Origin of the sequence: Verrucosispora sp. SN26_14.1, from assembly GCF_004307965.1 — a bacterium.
In the GTDB taxonomy this organism is placed as follows: Bacteria; Actinomycetota; Actinomycetes; order Mycobacteriales; family Micromonosporaceae; genus Micromonospora.
Genome location: NZ_SISL01000097.1, coordinates 1 through 16,393, shown reverse-complemented (window position 1 = coordinate 16,393; position 16,393 = coordinate 1). Strand labels below are relative to the sequence as shown.

The following is a 16,393-nucleotide window of genomic DNA, read 5'->3' as shown; positions in this document are numbered from 1 at the left end:
CACAGGCGCAGCGCGACGCGGACACAGGCGCAGCGCGACGCGGACACAGGCGCAGCGCGACGCGGACACAGGCGCAGCGCGACGCGGACACGGGTACGGCCACCCCGAATCGGGGTGGCCGTACGCCGTGCCAGTGGTCTCGAATCGTCAGCGGTGACCTGGTGCGTTCAGTGCACGATGACCGGGGCGCGGGGCGCCTCGCCGGGCTGCTCACCGGGCTGATCGTCGAGCAGGTGCGACCGTTCCCGCCGCCGGGGCAGGAACGCGGCCGGGATGAACGTCGCCGCCACCAGGGCGAACGCGACCCAGAACGTGGTCGCGAAGGAGTTGGCGGCGAAGTCGAGACCACGCTCGATGATCGACGGATCGGGCAATTGTTCGGCGAGTTCCGGCCGCTGCTGGGCGGCGACGGCCAACCCGGCCTCGGTGACCGGCTCGCCGTTGGGGCCGGTCAGGCCGGGGATCGGCTGGGACTTGTTGAACTCGTTGGTGAGGATCACCGACATCACCGCCGCGCCGACCGAACCGCCGATCTGCTGGAGGATGTTCACCAGCGTCGACCCTCGGGCGACCTCGTGCCCGGTCAGCGTCTTCAACGCCGAGGTCATGATCGGCATCATCGTGCCGCCCATGCCCAGGCCCATCACGAACAGCGAGCCGCAGAGCAGCACGTACGAGGTGTCCGCGTCGAGCTGGGTGAAGGTGAAGAACCCGGCGAGGATCAGCACCAGCGCGAACGGCACCGTCCGGCCGACCGGCACCTTGTCGGCGAGCATGCCGGCGATGGGCATGGTGACCATGGCGCCGAGGCCCTGCGGCGCCATCAGGAGACCGGCGTGCAGCGTCGACTCGCCGCGCACCTGGAGGAAGTAGCTGGGGAAGAGCAGCCCGGCGCCCATGAACGCGATGATGAAGACGAACATGGTCACCGCCGCGACGGTCAACCGGCGGTTGCGGAACAGCCGCAGGTCGAGCAGCGGGTGTTCGGGCTTGAAGGAGTAGAACACGAACGCCACCACCAGGACGGCGCCGACCAGCATCGGGCCCCAGACCTCCGGCTCGGCGAACGTGCCGGTCTCGGGCAGCGTGGAGACGCCGTAGAGGAACAGGGCCAGACCCGGCGAGAGCATCAGCATGCCGACGAAGTCGAACGACTGCGAGGGCTGCGCGGCGTCCTTCGGCAGCGCCATCTGGGCGTAGATCAGCGCGACCACACCGATCGGCAGGTTGATCAGGAAGATCCAGTGCCAGCTCGCCACGTCGATCAGCCAGCCGCCGAGGATCGGGCCGCTGATCGGGCCGAGCAGCATCGGGATGCCGAGCACGGCCATCAACCGGCCGATCCGATTCGGGCCGGCAGCCCGCGTCATGATCGCCATGCCGATCGGCATGAGCATGCCGCCACCGAGCCCCTGGAGCACCCGGTACCCGATCAGCTGCCCGATGGTGTCGGCCGTGGCGCAGAGGCCGGACCCGATGGTGAACAGCGCCAACGCGATCATGTAGAGGCGTTTGGTGCCGAATCGGTCGGCCGCCCACCCGCTGAGCGGGATGACCGTGGCCAACGCCAGCGTGTAGCCGGTCATCGTCCACGCGACGCGGGCGTACGAGGCGTCGAACTCACTCTGGAAGGTCGGCAGCGCGACGCTGACCACCGTCACGTCGAGGATCGACATGATCGCACCGAGCACGACGACGCCGGCCACCTTGAGCACCGCAGCGTCGAGTTTGTCCGATGTCGGGACAGGTTGCGGTGCCGCGACAGATTGCTGTGCCACGAAGTCTCCTGTTGTCGGATCTGACCGTAGGACGAGCGGTGGTGGCCGACGCGGTGCCGGCGGAAGACCGGCCCGACGTGCGGAGGGGGCGATGCCCGCAGCGCACATTAGCTCCCGCCGCCGACACTCCGCCGCCCGTTTAGCGGCCGGCAGACCGGTGTTCCTCGTCACCACCCGATCCCGCGACTACTTGCCGAACCCGACTACTCTAAGATAAAACTAGTCGAGCAGACGGAATACCCTCCCGAAGCGACTAGTCGGAAGGCGGTGTTACGAGCGATGAGTGCCATGGTCGACCCGGCGACAGGTTGGCTCCGCGCGAGCCTGGGGCTGGCCATCCTGGCCGTTCTCACCGAGGGCGAACGGCACGGCTACGCCCTGGCGCAGCGACTGGCCGACCACGGCCTCGGCGCCGTACGCGGTGGCGCGCTCTATCCGGTGCTGGGCCGGCTGGAGGCCGACGGGGCGGTGCGCTCCGACTGGCTGCCCGGCGAACGCGGCCCCGGACGCAAGGCCTACTCGATCACCACGGCAGGCCGGCAACGGCTGGCGGAGGAGCGCGCCCGCTGGGGCGAGTTCACGTCGGCGTTCGACCGGCTCCTGACCGCAACCGGAGAGGACACGAGATGACGGAGCCGTTCGAGCGTTGGGAGTTGCCGACCCGGCTGGCCCTCAGCGACCAGGGCGTCGGCTACCACCTGGCGAACCCGATCATCGCGGACGTCCGTACCCACTGCGAGCTCAGCGGCGAGAGCCCGTACGACGCCTTCGGCGACCCGGAGGAGTTCGCCCTGACCGCGGCGGCCGAACAGCCGGCACACCTGCGGGAGAAGGTGGACCGCAACGGCATGCTCTCGGCCGACTACCTGACCGGCTCGGTCTTCACCTTGGTCGTCTTCGGCCTGAGCGCCACGATCTTCTACGCGATCCTGGAACGCACCCTCACCTTCACCACCACACCCGCCAGGCTGGCCGGTCTGATCATGGTCTGCCTGGCCTTCACCGCCTGCGCCCTCCCCAACGCCCTGCGCGCCGCCGGGCGCCCACAACTGGCCACCTGGTCGTTCGCGGTGGTCGGCCTCTTCGTCGGGCTGGGCGCGACGAGCTTCGTACTCCTGCCCGAGGAGCCGGCCGCCCGCATCCCGGTGCTCGGCATCGTCGTGGTCGCACTGCTGCTGCTCTGGCTGATGACCCGACGGCCGGCCCCGCCGAAGCAGCCGGTCGACTACGTGCCGCCCACCCCGCGCACGGCACCCGACGACGACCCCGACGCCTGGTACCGCCGCCTGTCGGGCCTGCTGGTCGGCCGCTACGACCTCCCGCCCGACCGCGCCGCCGACCTGGCCCGCGAGGCCCACGACCACCTCAGCGCCACCGGCGGCACCCCGACCGTCGAGTTCGGCCCGGTCGAGGAGTACGCCCGCGACCTCGCCGAGCACGAGCCGCAGCGACGCGTACCCTTCTGGCGCACCACCTGGGCGGAACTGGTCGCCACCCTGGTCGCCGTCCACCTCGGCATCGCCGCCTTCTTCAACTGGACCGACGAGGGGCACCTCTGGGCCGCGTACGGCGTCGCCCTGCCCTGCGCCGTGGTCGGCCTCGGTGTCGCCGTCCGGCTGGCCCTACGCCTGCGCAAGCGCGGCTGACCTGGCCCGACGCCCTCTCGTCACCTGCGGCGAGAGGGCGTCGCCCTACCCGCGCTCCGCGCGCACGACGCTTTGCACCCCGATGATCGCGTCCGTCGGCAGGTCGAGTCGCCACAGCACCGCCGCCAGGTAGTCGAGCACCCGCCAGTGCTGCTCCGTGGTCAACCCCAGCCGCAGCCACACCCCGCCGACCGACCCGATCGCCCGACCCGGACCACCCAGGGCCGGAGTGAGCTGAGCCGCGAGATGGGTGGCGAGCCGCCGCCGGTCGATCCCCAGCAGGTACGGCGCCAGTTCCGCGTCGGCCGCCACCAGACGCATCCAGCGGTGCACCACCCCACGTACCCCGGCCGGCCCGAGCCAGTCGATCGCATTGCGCGTGCAGGCCACCAACTCCGTCGTCCGCATGACCATCAGTACGGACCGTCCTGGTTGATCAGTTCACCCGTCGTGCCCCGGCCAGGCGGCGGGCACAGGATGCGGTGCGGGCCCAGTGCGGCCGTGTCGGATGCGAGCCCTGTCGAGCTGACGGCGTCAACGGATCGCCGGAACCAGCACAGGCGACACCCGTCAGGGCAGTGGGCTGAACGCCTGTCCGCTGGCTGACAAGCATCGATGGCCCTACGCGGCTCAGCTCGACAGCAGCCACATTCGACCTCCCGAGGTCCTAGCCGACCAGACCGGGTAGGTGGATCCGCTCAGCAGGCACCGCCGCAGCGAGCAGCCGCAATCGGGAGCCGGCCAGCATCGCGGGTGGCCCGCAGACGTACACCTCCTGATCGGAACGGAGGTGACCCAAGGCCACGGTGAGGGCGTCACCGTTCTCCTCCGGCACCGCGAGCGGGTCGTGGGAGAAGACCGGCACGACGGTCAGCCAGGGGTGCGCCTGGTCGAGCTTGTCCAAGGCAATCGCGTCATAGAGGTCGGCGACGGTACGTACGCCGACGATCAGGGTCACCCGCCGGCCGGCCGGTGCAGCGGCGACCTGCTCGACCAGGGCGCGCAGCGGGGCCAGCCCGGTGCCGGCGGCCACCGCGCGGACGTGCAGCTCGACGGTGCCGTCGGGGCGTGGGGCGTTGGCCGGGCAGTACCAGCGCCACCGGCCCGGGTGTTGCGGCAGGCAGAGCGGCACCGCCTGGCCGGGCCGGAACGGCAGCGGGTGCCACGGGCGTACCGCCAGAATGGCGATGCCCTCGGCGGACAGGTCACGGCCGGTCACCTCGGCCGACCAGAACGCCGACCCGTCGCCCATCCGCCCGGCGGCGCGCACGACGAGCGCCCAGGACCGCCGCCACCGGCGCTCCCAGCCGACGTCGACCGGCGGCGGACAGAGGCGCGGAGCCACCGTCGCCAGGGCGGCGCCGATCAGCGGACCGTGCTCGGGACGAAGCCGATGCCGGTGGTGGACCCGGCCGAGTACCGCCAGCAGCGCCCACCGCTCGGCCCGGCCACCGCCGCCGCCGCCGACCAGCCGGGCCAGGGCGGCGACGACGAGAGCCAGCTCCGATGCCGGTAGCGGGCAGTGCCCCGCCAGACTGGCCCGGAACTCGGCGGCGACCTCGTCGATCACCGCAGGGCCGCCGGTCGCGAGCGCTCCCGCCAGGTAGTCACCGACCCGCCGCCGCGGTGCCTCCGGCAGCCCCGGCCACCCCTCCAACACCGGCCCGCCGCCCACGAGCTGCCGGATCAGGTGCGCGGCGAGCCGGTCCAGATCGACCCCGATGAGGTACGCGGACAGCTCCGTATCCGCCTGCACCAGCCGCAGCCACCGGGCGACCGCCGCCCGTGCCGCCGCCTCGGTCACCGGCGCTCCCCCACCGGGTGTGAGTGCCATGCCGGCCGGTTCTCGGTCTGCCGGGACTGCCACTGCCGCAACGCCTGCCGGACCCGCTCGGCGCCGCCTCTAAGCTCTCCGACGTCCACGCGGGCCTCGCTGACCTCGGTCGGGTGGTACGCGAACGACAGATCACCTCGATCGCGGTGCCCGCGCTGGGCTGCGGCCACGGCGGACTTGCCTGGGCCGAGGTCCACCCGGCCATCGAGCGAGCCTTTGCCGAGCTTCCCGACGTGCGAGTGGTGCTCTTCGTCCCGGATGGAGAGCGAGAGACACCGGATGGAGAGCGAGAGACAACAGCCCCGAGAATTGGCAGGATCACCGGGTGACTGACCTTGAGCGGGGTGTCTACGAGCACGTCGTCACCCGTGAACTCGCCGACCGGCTCCGACGCGTCGATCCTGCACTGATCCAGCACGGGAAGCTCGACCCGGCTGACGCCCCGGATGCCCTGGCCCGCCACATCGCCACCCTGACGCACCGCGCCCTGCACGCCGTCGGCGGTGGTGACGACAAGCTCCACCGGCAGGTCGAGTTGGCGAACCGCATCGCGGACGCCATCGCCACCCTCAGCCCGCAGGCAGCCACCCTCGATGACCAGGTCACCGACGCGAAGCATCTGCTGCACGCCATCGCCGCGCCGCCGACCCCGCCGGCCGCGCCCGCCTTTCCGCAGCGGCCCACCACTCCGCTCTCCACCGGCGCGCTGCTGGTCAACGGTCGGCACCAGCCGCGTATCGGCCACGAGGTCACCCACGAGATGGCCTCGGCAGTGCAGGTGGACCTGCTCTGCGCGTTCATCAAGTGGCACGGTCTGCTCCAGGTGCAGGGGGCGATCCGTGAGCTGATCGGCCGTGGCGGTCGACTGCGGGTGATCACCACGACGTATCTCGGCGCGACCGACCAGCGTGCCCTGGACCGGCTCGCCGAGCTGGGTGCCGAGATCAAGGTGTCCTACGAGACCCGGACGACCCGCCTGCACGCCAAAGCGTGGCTGTTCCGCCGCCACAACGGCATGACCACCGCGTACGTCGGCTCCTCGAACCTGTCGAGGACCGCGCTGATGGACGGCGTGGAGTGGAACGTCCGGATCTCGAACGTCGAGCAGCCGTACGTCATCGACACGTTCACCGCGACGTTCGAGGACTACTGGCACGATCCCGCGTTCGAGGACTACGACCCGGGCCAGGATGCCGACCGGCTACGCACGGCGCTGCGTGGGGAGCGTCGCCACGAGGCGTCGACCGAGATCGCCAACCTGGACGTGCGGCCGTACCCGTACCAGTCTGAGGTCCTGGCCGACCTCGACGCCGAACGCAAGGTCCATGGTCGCTGGCGGAACCTGGTGGTGATGGCCACCGGCACGGGCAAGACGGTGGTCGCGGCGCTCGACTACCGCCGGTTGCACCGGGAGAAGGCCGTCGACTCGCTGCTCTTCGTCGCGCATCAGGAGCAGATCTTGCGACAGAGTGTGGCGACGTTCCGGCAGGTCATGGGGGACGGAAGCTTCGGCGAGACGCTCGCCGGGGGGCGGGAGCCGCAGAACTGGCGGTACGTCTTCGCCTCCATCCAGTCGCTGCACCGGCGGGAGATCGACCCCGAGGCGTACGACATGGTGATCGTCGACGAGTTCCATCACGCGGAGGCGCCGACGTACGCCCGGTTGTTGGAGCGGCTGCGTCCGCGCGTACTCCTGGGATTGACGGCGACGCCCGACCGCAGTGACGGCGGCGACGTGCGGCGGTGGTTCGATGGCCGCGCCGCCGTGGAGCTGCATCTGTGGGAGGCGCTGGAGCGGCAGTTGCTGGCGCCGTTCCAGTATTTCGGCCTGCACGACGATGTGGACCTGTCGCAGTTGGGGTGGAAGCGCGGGCAGGGGTACGACCCGGCGGAGCTGGACGGCGTCTACACCGGCAACCACGCGCGGGCACGGATGGTGTTGCGGGCGGTACGCGACACCGTGGACGTCGCGCGGATGCGGGCGCTGGGGTTCTGCGTCAGCATCGGGCACGCCGAGTTCATGGCGGACTGGTGCACTCGGCACGGCGTGCCGTCGGCGGCGGTGACCTCCCGGACCAGCCCCGCCGAGCGGCAGACTCTGATCAAGAGCCTGCGGGATGGCGCGGTCAGGGTGCTGTTCACCGTCGACCTCTTCAACGAGGGGGTCGACCTGCCGATGGTCGACACGATCCTGATGCTGCGGCCCACCGAGAGCGCCACGATCTTCCTCCAGCAGCTCGGCCGTGGGCTGCGGCTGGACGACGACAAGCCCTGCCTGACCGTGCTCGACTTCATCGGCGGGCAACACGCCAACTTCCGCTTCGACCTGCGCTGGCGGGCGCTGACCGGGGTCAGCCGCCGCGCCATCACCGAAGCGGTACGCGACGACTTCCCGTCTCTGCCGAGCGGCTGCCACATCCAGCTCGACCGGGTGGCCAAGGACATCGTGCTGCGCAACCTGCGCTCGGCACTGCCCACGTCGAAACCCGGCCTGCTGGCCGAGTTGCGCCAGCTCGGGGACGTGCGCCTGGCCGAGTTCCTGCACGAGGCGGGTGTGGAGATCGAAGACGTCTACCGGTCGGCGAGCATCGGCGGGTGGACCGGGCTGCGGCGGCTCGCCGAGATGGAGACCTCGCCGGGCGGACCGGACGACCGCGAGCTGGGCCGGGCGATCGGGCGGATGCTGCACCTGGACGACCCGGACCGGCTCGACCTGTTGGCCCGGGTGGCCGCCGGTGAGCGGCCCGAGGCCGGACGGCTCTGGGACATGCTGCACTTCGACCTCTGGGGGCCGAACGCCCCGCTGACCGAGCGCGAGGAACGGCTGTCCCGCCTCTGGTCCGAGCCGACGCGTTGTGCCGAGCTACGCCAGGTCGCCGAGGTCCTGCGCGAACGCATCCACCGGGTCACCGCGCCGGTCGACGGGCTGCCGCTGCGGGTACACGCCCGATACAGCCGCAACGAGGCGTGCGCCGCCTTCGGCATGCCGAACCCGGGCTCGCTGCGCGAAGGCGTGAAGTGGCTTCCGGACGCCCAGGCCGACCTCTTCTTCGTCACACTGATCAAGTCGGCGCAGCACTACTCCCCCACCACCATGTACGCCGACCGGGCCGTCACCGAGTCGCTGTTCCAGTGGGAGTCGCAGAGCACCACCTCGTCCGCCTCACCGACCGGGCAGCGCTACCTCCACCACGCCGCACGCGGCTCCACGGTGCACCTGTTCGTGCGGGAGACCCGGGTGCCGGACCGCGACCTGGGTGCACCTGCCTACCTGTACGCCGGGCCGATGACCTACCAGCAGCACACCGGCGACCGGCCGATGCGCATCCTGTGGCAACTCCACCATCCGCTTCCCGCCGACGTGTACGCCGCCGCCCGCACCATCGCCGCCTGACCCATCGGCAAGAGCGTGGCAGTGCAGCTGTTCGACACGCCGAGCCCGCAACAGCTGCACTGCCACGCTCCGGGCCGACGCCAGGCCGACGCACGCCGCTGGGCCGCCGCACGCCACCGCACAACGCTTGCCGCCCCGGAGACAAGCACGCTTGACATCTGCCAGCAGTGTCAAGCATCCTTGACGTGACAAGGTTGCTTGACATCGGAGGTGCTGGTTGCGGAACGATCTCCGTGAGCTTCGGCAGGCCGCCGGGCTGTCCCAGCGGGAGATGGCCGAGGCCCTGAACGTCTCCCGACAGACGATCAACTCGATCGAGACGGGCCGTTACGACCCGTCCCTACCCCTGGCGATCGCCATCGCCCGTCACTTCCACCGCCCCGTAGAGGAGATCTTCCATGTCGACTGAGGGCCGCGGCACGCCAAAGGACCACCGCACCACCGAGGGCCACCACACGACCGAGGACCACCGCACGACCGGAGGTCGCAGTGCCCTGCGGAAACTCTCGGTCGCCGTCATCCTGCTGGCAGTCGCTGCGCTGGTCGTCGCCGTGGGCTTGCTGCTGCGGGAGCACGCGCCCGGCAACATGGGTGTCGGGTTCCTCCAGGGAGCGGCGGTCGGCCTGCTCGTCTTCCTGGTGATGCTGTGGCGGCTGAGCAAGCGGCCGGACCGCGCCACCACGTTCGAGCGGGCCTGGTCGCAGACCGGGGACGAGCGCGACGACGCCGTTCTGACCCGTGCTCTGGCCGTGCTGGGCCTGGCCGCGTTCCCGCTCACGTCGGTGGCGGCCGTCGCCGTCGCTCTCGGTGCCGAGCCGAGCATGGTGTTCGCGCTGCTGCTCTTCGCCGAGATCGTCGTCGGCGGTGTCGCCTTCGTGGTGATCAACCGCCGGAACTGACCGGGCGGGAACGGGCAGCCCGGGAAGCGCCCGGGGAGACGGGCACCGGGTCGTGGGTACCGGGTGGAGTGTGTGCGGTGCAGCGTCGCAGCCGGTCCGCGGCCATCCGGCCACCGACCGCCAGGCCGTACCGTTCGACGGCCGCCAGGCCGTACGCGCTACAGGTGGGGGTGAAGCGGCACTTCCCCGGCCAGCGGTGGGACAGCCAGCGGCGGTAGCCGAGGATGGCCGCCCGTCCGGAGCCGTCGGCCACCGGTGCCGGGATCACCCGCGCGACTGCCGCGCCGACCGTCAACAGTATCGAGAACAGGGAACAGTCGCAGGCGGACAGGGCACCGCACCCCGGGTCGCTGCAGGTGTTTCCCTTCTTCTGCCGGCGCCCGGCGATCTTCGTCATGGCGACATCATGATCCCGCCGCGCCACCCGGCCACGTCCGGGATTCGAGGGGTACGGGCAGCGATCCACAGACGTATGTCGCGTCAAGGCTTGATTGATCGATGCACTTGTGCAAAGGATACGAGGGCGCTCGATCAGCGTGCGTAGATCCATCACCCCTGGTCACGCGGGGTTGAGTGGGTCTGTCGGCTATGAGGAGGTTCTGTGGCTCGACGCCGCTTTGCGGGGATAGCAGCCTGCGCCATCGTCCTACCGTTCTTCGTCGTCGCCCAGTCGGCGGCGGCCAGTCCGAGCACCGTGGCGGCCGAGTCCGCCCCGGCACCGGCAACCGGGATAGCGAGTGACGTCCGCGACCTCACCAGGAAGGACTTCACCTTCAACGGCAAGCCCGTCGAGGTGCCCCGGCAGTACCAGCCGCAGGCGCAGCGCAGGTCGGCGCAGGCCGCCGAGACGCCGGCGGTGGGCACGGTGCGGCAGTGGCTCGCGCTCGACGACTACCAGGGCGTGATCTACCTCAAGGACTACACGCTGCGGGGTGTGGGCGACAACATCGAGGTCTGGGTCGCCAACGACACCGAGTTCCCCGTGGGTGACTGCCGCCGGCAGATCGCGAACTCGACGGTGGTCACCGACGCGCAGGTGACGCGCCTGGTCGACGAGTTCGACAACAACATGTATCCGAAGTCGACGGCCGCGTTCAGCACGCCGCCGGAGCGCGACGGCAGCAACGCGCAGATCGACGGCGACTACAGCGGTGCCGGCAACCGTACGGTGACGCTCGTCGACAACGTCCGGGACGACAACTTCTACGACTTCCCGGCCGCGCCGACGTACATTGCCGGGTTCTTCTTCTCGCTCTTCAACGAGCTGCTCGACCGCAACATCATGACGATCGACGCGTTCGACTGGGCGCACCGGACGGGCGTCAGCCCGGCGAACGAGCCGACCGACGATCTGTGCACCAGCCGACCGGCGCGTCCCAACCTGTACGAGTCGACGTTCATCCACGAGTGGCAGCACCTGGCGCACTACTACACCGACCCGTTCGAGAGCATCCTGATCAACGAGGGGCTCTCCGACTTCGCCCAGACGCTCGGCGGCTATGCCGACGCCTCGGCCCGGGTCGACCAGCCGGGCGCGGACAGCCACATCTACTGCTTCCAGGGCTTCGGCACGGTCCAGACGGCCTACAACACGAATCCACGGGACTGCGGCGGGCCGGAGAACTCACTGAACCTGTGGGACGAGGGCGGCAACCCGAACGCGGTACTCGCCGACTACGGCAACGCGTACTCGTTGATGTTGTTCCTCTACGACCGGTACGGCCTGGACTTCATCTCCCGGCTGCACCGCGACGGCGAGTCGCAGGGTCTGGCCAGCATCAAGGCGGCGCTCGCCGCCGAGGGGGTGAACGACCTCCACGGCGTGATCCACGACTACCAGACGATGAACCTGGTGGACCGGATCGTCGGCAACTCGAAGTTGGGTGTGATGCTCGGCCGCGACAAGCGCAAGGTCACCACGGCCAGCCTGAACGCCACGGTGAACCTGGCCAACCCGGCCACGCACGCGACGCCGGGTGCGGCGCCGAACGGTGCCGACTACGTCCAGCTGCGCAAGGCGAACGGCAAGCCGTTGGGCCGGGGCGACCTGCGGTCGATCAGCTTCAAGGGTGCCAAGACCCTGCCGTCGGTGCCGCTGGCCTGGACGACGGTGACCGACGACCCGGACCGTCCGGGCAACCCGGTGATCTGGTCCGGCAACGGCAACAGCACCGACGCCGCCGCCGTGACGCCGGTGAGCGTGCCGGCCGGCAACCCGACGCTGACCTTCCTCGCCAAGTACGGCGCGGAGACCGGCTACGACTACGGCTACGTCAGCGTCTCGACCGACGGTGGCAGGAGTTACACCGCGATCGAGGGCGACAAGACCGTCGCCGGGCCGCTCGGGCCGTCGCTGAACGGCACCACGAACGGCTTCGAGCCGCACTCGTTCGACCTGTCGGCGTACGCGGGGCAGGACGTCCTGCTGAGCTTCCGCTACGTCAGCGACGGTGGGGTCAACGAGGGTGGCCTGCTGATCGACGACATCACGGTCGGCGGCACGCTGGTCAGCGACGGGTCGAACCTGGACGCGTTCGACTCGCCGTCACAGGTCTACCCGACGCCGGTGGCCAACTGGAACGTCCGCTTCGTCGGCTACGACGAGAAGCTCCGGACGGCCGTGCAGTTCGAGGTCGACGGCAAGACCACCTTCACGCTCGGGGTGGTGCAGACGGCGCTGCTGGCCGCTTTCCCCACGGTGGTCGCGATCGTCGCCTACGACGAGCCGACCGAGCAGGTCACGCAGTACGCGCCGTACCAGTTGACGGTGAACAAGGTCGTGCAGCCCGGCGGAGCCCCGCTGAGCTGACCGGCCGTTGAGGAGGACTCCCGGTGCCGTGGTCGCGGCACCGGGAGTTCTGCGTTCCGTGGGTCCTTCGGCAGGCGGCGAGGCGACCCGTGCCGGGTTAGATTGCCCGGATGGAACAGCGCCTCAGCCTGATCACCCTCGGCGTCACCGACCTGGCCCGATCCCGGGCCTTCTACGAACGGCTCGGCTGGCGGGGTCAGGAGGTGGAGCGGACGGTGTTCATCCAGGCCGGCGGGATCGCCGTGGTGCTCTGGGCCCGCGAGTCGCTGGCCGAGGACGCCGGTGTCGACGCGCGGGCCGCCGACGGATTCGGCGGGATCGGGTTGGCGCACAACGTACGCGAACGCGACGAGGTGGACCGGGTGCTGGCCGTCGCCGCCGAGGCGGGCGCGGTCGTCACCCGGCCGGCCCGCGAGACGTCCTACGGCGGGTACGCCGGCTACTTCGCCGACCCGGACGGCCACCTCTGGGAGATCGCCTGGAACCCGGGCTTCCCGATCGCCGAGGACGGCACGATCAGGGTGCCGGACTTCGGGCCACCACGATGACCATGCCCTGCGTCTGTTCCTCGGTCAGCATCTGGCGCCACCCGTGTTCGAGCTCGGTGTCGGTGAGCGGCGGCCGGTCCGCGGTGCCCTTGAGCGTCGGTGCGAAGACGTCGAGGATCTGATCCACCTCCGCCGGCACCGGATTGTCCCGGGCGTACCGCCGCAGTTCGAGGTAGGTCCACATGCTGCTGTACTTCACGTGGTCGGTGATGTCGGTGACCTCGTCGAGCACGATGCCGGCCCGGGCGGCGATCTCCGGGTAGTCCTCCGCGCCGATCGGCGTCGCGGCGACCCGCCAGGAGTCGTACACCTTGACCAGGGTGTCGTCGTCGCGCCCGTGCGCCTGGACCGTGAAGTCGGTCAGCACGATGCGCCCGCCGGGGCGGACCACTCGGGCGATCTCCCGCAGTGCCCGCATCCGGTCGGGCACGTGCATGATCGACTCGAAGGCCATCGCGTGGTCGAAGGAGTCGTCGGGGAAGGGCAACTCGGCCATGTCGGCCTGCTCGAAGCGCACCCGGTCGGCCACCGACTCGGCGTGGGCCAGGTCGTTGGCCAGGCGTACGTCCTGTTCGCTGACCGAGACCCCGACGAGCCGGGCACCGGCGATCTTGGCCAGCCGTACGCCGGGGCGGCCCAGCCCGCAGCCGGCGTCCAGCACCCGTGCGCCCGGCCGGGCGGCGACCCGTTCGATCATCATGTCGGTCAACCGGACGCTGGCCGTGGCGAAGTCGCTGTCGTCGTCGGGCCCGGTCCAGTAGCCGTGGTGCATGGAGCCGCCCTGGACCCGGGCGACGATCGAGTTCACCTGGTCGTAGAAGGCTCCGACGGATTTCGGTGTCGGCCCTTCGAGGTCAGTGTGCACCGCTGTCACCGCTTCCTGCTCGTCGAGGAGTGCCGGGTCGGACAGACGCAGGCAGAATTGCCCCGCGAATTCGCGATCACCGACTCGTGGGAAATGCAGATTCCGAACCGTTGCAGACGTACCGGAATTCACCACTGTCCGATTCCTGATTGACGTCGCGAGTGGCGGGATCACCGCACCGTTCGCTCCGCCCCGAGCCGGAGCCGGTGGCTGGACATGCGGACTCACCTGCGGCAACAACGGGTGAGCGGCACCTCGCGCCCGGATCGCCGCCAGCGCGGCGAGGACGCGTCATCCCCTTTCCGGCGGGAGTCGAAGTGCGACTCCGGCCGACGAAAGAGGAAGGGGAAACAACGTTCAGTAACGTCACTGTAACCGGGGCGTCTCAACCGGTCAAGCAAATGAATATAGCGGCAAATCCTGCCTTTGCTTCGCCTTTCCGAATCCGCTCTCCGATCATGGGCTTGTGGTCAGCGGATCGACCCTTGTCAGAGCGTTTCGTGACACCACAACTCCATGATCGACGGGACCGGTGGGGCGGCGGGACCGGCGGGTCAGGAAGGGCGGCGGGGACGGGCCAGGGTGAGCACGACCAGCAGCGAGCCGGCCGCCGCGCCGGTGACCACCACGGCCATCGGCACCGCGCTGCCCTCGCCGCCGAGCCCGACCAGCGGCGCGGCACCGGCCGCGATCACCGCCTGGAGGCTGCCGAGCAGGGCGGCGGCCGTACCGGCGTGCGAGGAGTGGCGTTCGAGGGCGAGGGCGGTGCCGTTGGGCATCACCGTGCCCAACGAGCCGAGGAAGAGGAAGAGGGCGACGACGACCAGCGGCAGGGACCCGAGCAGGGCCCCGACGAGCAGGCCGAGCGCGGAGAACAGGCCGAGGCCCAGACCCCAGATCAGCAGCGGTCGGGGGTCGTGGCGGTCCAGCAGCCGGGCGTTGACTTGACCGACGGCGACGAAGGCCACGGCGTTGACGCCGAAGAGCAGGCTGAACGCACCGGCGGAGAGGCCGAAGACGTCCTGGAGGACGAACGAGGAGCCGGAGAGGTAGGCGAACAGACCGGCGAAGGCGAGGCCCTGGGTCAACGCGTACCCGAGGAAGACGCGGTCGGCGAGCACCGCGCGCCCGGCGGCGGCGGTCGCGGACAGGCCGCCGGTGTTCCGGCGTGCGACGGGCAGCGTCTCCGGCAGCCGCCACGCGACGGCGGCGACGAGCAGCACGCCGACCAGGGCCAGGGCCAGGAAGATGGTCTCCCAGCCGCCGAAGCCCAGCACCAGGCTGCCGAGCGCGGGCGCGGCCATCGGGGCGATGCCGAAGATCAGGACGAGTCGGGAGAAGTACTTCGCGGCGGCGCGTCCGCTGTAGAGGTCGCGGACGACGGCGCGGGCGACGACGGTGCCCATGCCTCCGGCGAAGCCCTGGGCGAAGCGGAGCGCGGCGAGAGTCTCCGCCGACGGCGCGAAAGCGCAGGCCAACGACATCAGGACGTACGCGCCGACCCCGATCAGCACCGGCAGGCGGCGCCCCCAGCGGTCACTGAGCGGGCCGGTGACGAGTTGCCCGATGGCCATACCGACCAGGCAGGTGGTCAGCGAGAGCTGGATCTGCGCCTGGCTGGCGGACAGGTCACGGGCCATCTCCGGGAACGCCGGCAGGTAGGTGTCCAGCGACAGGGGCCCGATCGCGGTGAGCGCGCCGAGCAGCACCAGCAGACCGATGGCGGCCCGGCCAGTGGGTGCGACGGCCCGTTCCGGCTGCCCGACTGTCGGCGCGGCGGCGGTCTGCGGCATCGTGGCCCCCTCGGCGTCGGTTCGCCGGGCTACGATAGCTCTGCTTACAGAGTTATTGCCGTGGAGAGGGCCGTTCTGTGACGGAAGAGACGCTCGGGCAGCTCAGCGGCGCTCTGGGCGACCTGCAACGGGTGCTGCGCCGGACGGCCGCCCAACGGACCGGCCGCGTCGCCCTGCCGGACGCGCAGGTGGAGGTGCTGCGCCTGGTGCAGCGACAGCCGGGGGTCAGCGTCCGGGAGGCCGCCCAGCGGCTCGGCACCGCTCCGAACACGGTGAGCACCCTGGTCGGCGAGTTGACCACCGCCGGCCTGCTGAGCCGCGACCGGGATCCGGTCGACCGGCGGAGCGTCCGGCTGACGTTGACCGCCACGGCGCGGGAACGGATCGCCGTCCACGAGCAGCACCGGCGTGACCTGCTCGCCGCCGCGCTCTCCGGGCTCGACACCGCCGAACGGGAACGACTGCTCGCCGCCGCGCCGGCCCTGTCCCGTCTGGCCGACCTCGCCGCCGAGCAGCGCTGAGCCGCCGGGGAGACCGGCGAGTCGTGGGCGGACCCGCGCCCACGTCCCGCCGGAGGTCTCATCCCCAGACGGTGCGGCGGACACCGCCGTGCGTGCCGCACGCGCGCGGGCTCCCGCCGGCCAGGCTGACCTTGCCGTCCTCGCACTGCACCAGGTAACCCCGACCGTTCCAGAACCCGGGTACGCAGTCGAAGTGCTCGCACACGTCACGGGCCGGCTCACGGATCCGCTCGCCGCCGCAGAAGTCGTACCCCATCGGGTTGACCGGGGCGCCGCACCGCCGCTCCGGTGTCGGCGCGTCCCGCC

At 70.6% G+C, this 16,393-nt stretch carries 15 protein-coding genes and 1 pseudogene; 8 read left to right on the top strand and 8 right to left on the bottom strand.

Translation table 11 applies throughout. The features are described 5' to 3' along the window. Window positions 1–167 precede the first annotated feature (167 nt). Complete coding sequence (locus tag EYA84_RS11950) at window positions 168–1,778, bottom strand: DHA2 family efflux MFS transporter permease subunit (RefSeq protein ID WP_131053106.1); 1,611 nt, start codon at window positions 1,776–1,778, stop codon at window positions 168–170. Window positions 1,779–2,057: 279 nt separating this feature from the next. Between EYA84_RS11950 and EYA84_RS11945 the strand changes: the two genes are divergently transcribed. Both EYA84_RS11945 and EYA84_RS11940 read left to right on the top strand, forming a co-directional pair. After that, window positions 2,058–2,408 carry a PadR family transcriptional regulator gene (locus tag EYA84_RS11945; RefSeq protein WP_162854355.1) on the top strand — a complete coding sequence of 117 codons (351 nt, stop codon included), beginning with the start codon at window positions 2,058–2,060 and terminating at the stop codon, window positions 2,406–2,408. After that, on the top strand, window positions 2,405–3,424 hold the full coding sequence (locus EYA84_RS11940; RefSeq protein ID WP_131053105.1) for a hypothetical protein: 1,020 nt from the start codon (window positions 2,405–2,407) through the stop codon (window positions 3,422–3,424). The genes EYA84_RS11945 and EYA84_RS11940 overlap by 4 nt, the downstream gene beginning before the upstream one ends. A gap of 45 nt (window positions 3,425–3,469) precedes the next feature. On the opposite strand, the gene EYA84_RS11935 is transcribed toward EYA84_RS11940, so the two are convergent. The 3 genes from EYA84_RS11935 to EYA84_RS11925 all read right to left on the bottom strand — a co-directional run bounded on the left by EYA84_RS11935 (window position 3,470) and on the right by EYA84_RS11925 (window position 5,455). Then, window positions 3,470–3,838 carry a globin gene (locus EYA84_RS11935; protein WP_236145721.1) on the bottom strand — a complete coding sequence of 123 codons (369 nt, stop codon included), beginning with the start codon at window positions 3,836–3,838 and terminating at the stop codon, window positions 3,470–3,472. 253 nt (window positions 3,839–4,091) lie between these two features. Continuing rightward, window positions 4,092–5,228 (bottom strand): oxidoreductase, encoded by a 1,137-nt coding sequence (locus EYA84_RS11930; protein ID WP_236145720.1) that lies wholly within the window; start codon window positions 5,226–5,228, stop codon window positions 4,092–4,094. Continuing rightward, window positions 5,225–5,455 carry a hypothetical protein gene (locus EYA84_RS11925; RefSeq protein WP_131053103.1) on the bottom strand — a complete coding sequence of 77 codons (231 nt, stop codon included), beginning with the start codon at window positions 5,453–5,455 and terminating at the stop codon, window positions 5,225–5,227. Before EYA84_RS11925 ends, EYA84_RS11930 begins: the two co-directional genes overlap by 4 nt. A 128-nt stretch (window positions 5,456–5,583) precedes the next feature. On the opposite strand from EYA84_RS11925, the gene EYA84_RS11920 reads away from it, so the two are divergent. From EYA84_RS11920 to EYA84_RS11910, 3 genes are all read left to right on the top strand, one after another. After that, complete coding sequence (locus EYA84_RS11920; RefSeq protein WP_131053102.1) at window positions 5,584–8,652, top strand: DUF3427 domain-containing protein; 3,069 nt, start codon at window positions 5,584–5,586, stop codon at window positions 8,650–8,652. 217 nt (window positions 8,653–8,869) lie between these two features. Further along, the gene (locus tag EYA84_RS11915) at window positions 8,870–9,061 is read left to right on the top strand and encodes a helix-turn-helix transcriptional regulator (RefSeq protein ID WP_131053101.1); all 192 of its coding nucleotides are present in this window, start codon (window positions 8,870–8,872) and stop codon (window positions 9,059–9,061) included. Next, window positions 9,051–9,551, top strand: coding sequence for a hypothetical protein (locus tag EYA84_RS11910; protein WP_201272372.1), 501 nt, complete (start codon window positions 9,051–9,053; stop codon window positions 9,549–9,551). The genes EYA84_RS11915 and EYA84_RS11910 overlap by 11 nt, the downstream gene beginning before the upstream one ends. Here the strand turns inward: EYA84_RS11910 and yidD are convergent. Continuing rightward, complete coding sequence (gene yidD, locus EYA84_RS11905; RefSeq protein ID WP_131053100.1) at window positions 9,535–9,948, bottom strand: membrane protein insertion efficiency factor YidD; 414 nt, start codon at window positions 9,946–9,948, stop codon at window positions 9,535–9,537. The genes EYA84_RS11910 and yidD overlap by 17 nt on opposite strands. A gap of 204 nt (window positions 9,949–10,152) precedes the next feature. On the opposite strand from yidD, the gene EYA84_RS11900 reads away from it, so the two are divergent. Both EYA84_RS11900 and EYA84_RS11895 read left to right on the top strand, forming a co-directional pair. After that, window positions 10,153–12,360, top strand: a complete 2,208-nt coding sequence (locus tag EYA84_RS11900) for a choice-of-anchor J domain-containing protein (RefSeq protein WP_236145719.1) — start codon at window positions 10,153–10,155, stop codon at window positions 12,358–12,360. Between the two features lie 110 nt (window positions 12,361–12,470). Beyond that, entirely contained in the window at window positions 12,471–12,908 is a 438-nt protein-coding gene (locus EYA84_RS11895) for a VOC family protein (protein ID WP_131053099.1), read from the top strand. Here EYA84_RS11895 and EYA84_RS11890 read toward each other — a convergent pair. Both EYA84_RS11890 and EYA84_RS11885 read right to left on the bottom strand, forming a co-directional pair. Beyond that, window positions 12,877–13,773: a cyclopropane-fatty-acyl-phospholipid synthase family protein gene (locus EYA84_RS11890; RefSeq protein WP_161594954.1), complete on the bottom strand. Its 897-nt coding sequence runs from the start codon at window positions 13,771–13,773 to the stop codon at window positions 12,877–12,879. The genes EYA84_RS11895 and EYA84_RS11890 overlap by 32 nt on opposite strands. Before the next feature lie 554 nt (window positions 13,774–14,327). Then, window positions 14,328–15,566, bottom strand: a complete 1,239-nt coding sequence (locus tag EYA84_RS11885) for a multidrug effflux MFS transporter (protein WP_131053097.1) — start codon at window positions 15,564–15,566, stop codon at window positions 14,328–14,330. A 77-nt stretch (window positions 15,567–15,643) separates the two neighbouring features. Between EYA84_RS11885 and EYA84_RS11880 the strand changes: the two genes are divergently transcribed. Next, on the top strand, window positions 15,644–16,087 hold the full coding sequence (locus EYA84_RS11880; RefSeq protein ID WP_131053096.1) for a MarR family winged helix-turn-helix transcriptional regulator: 444 nt from the start codon (window positions 15,644–15,646) through the stop codon (window positions 16,085–16,087). Window positions 16,088–16,145: 58 nt separating this feature from the next. Here the strand turns inward: EYA84_RS11880 and EYA84_RS11875 are convergent. Beyond that, window positions 16,146–16,393 (bottom strand): annotated as a pseudogene (locus EYA84_RS11875) (hypothetical protein); the annotation flags it as partial.

What these genes read in the sequence shown, in the direction of transcription:
- EYA84_RS11945 (WP_162854355.1), top strand. Translation starts at nt 2,058, where the DNA reads ATGAGTGCCATGGTCGACCCGGCGACAGGTTGGCTCCGCGCGAGCCTG.
- EYA84_RS11940 (WP_131053105.1), top strand. Translation starts at nt 2,405, where the DNA reads ATGACGGAGCCGTTCGAGCGTTGGGAGTTGCCGACCCGGCTGGCCCTC.
- EYA84_RS11935 (WP_236145721.1), bottom strand. Translation starts at nt 3,838, where the DNA reads ATGGTCATGCGGACGACGGAGTTGGTGGCCTGCACGCGCAATGCGATC.
- EYA84_RS11910 (WP_201272372.1), top strand. Translation starts at nt 9,051, where the DNA reads ATGTCGACTGAGGGCCGCGGCACGCCAAAGGACCACCGCACCACCGAG.
- yidD (WP_131053100.1), bottom strand. Translation starts at nt 9,948, where the DNA reads ATGACGAAGATCGCCGGGCGCCGGCAGAAGAAGGGAAACACCTGCAGC.
- EYA84_RS11895 (WP_131053099.1), top strand. Translation starts at nt 12,471, where the DNA reads ATGGAACAGCGCCTCAGCCTGATCACCCTCGGCGTCACCGACCTGGCC.
- EYA84_RS11885 (WP_131053097.1), bottom strand. Translation starts at nt 15,566, where the DNA reads ATGCCGCAGACCGCCGCCGCGCCGACAGTCGGGCAGCCGGAACGGGCC.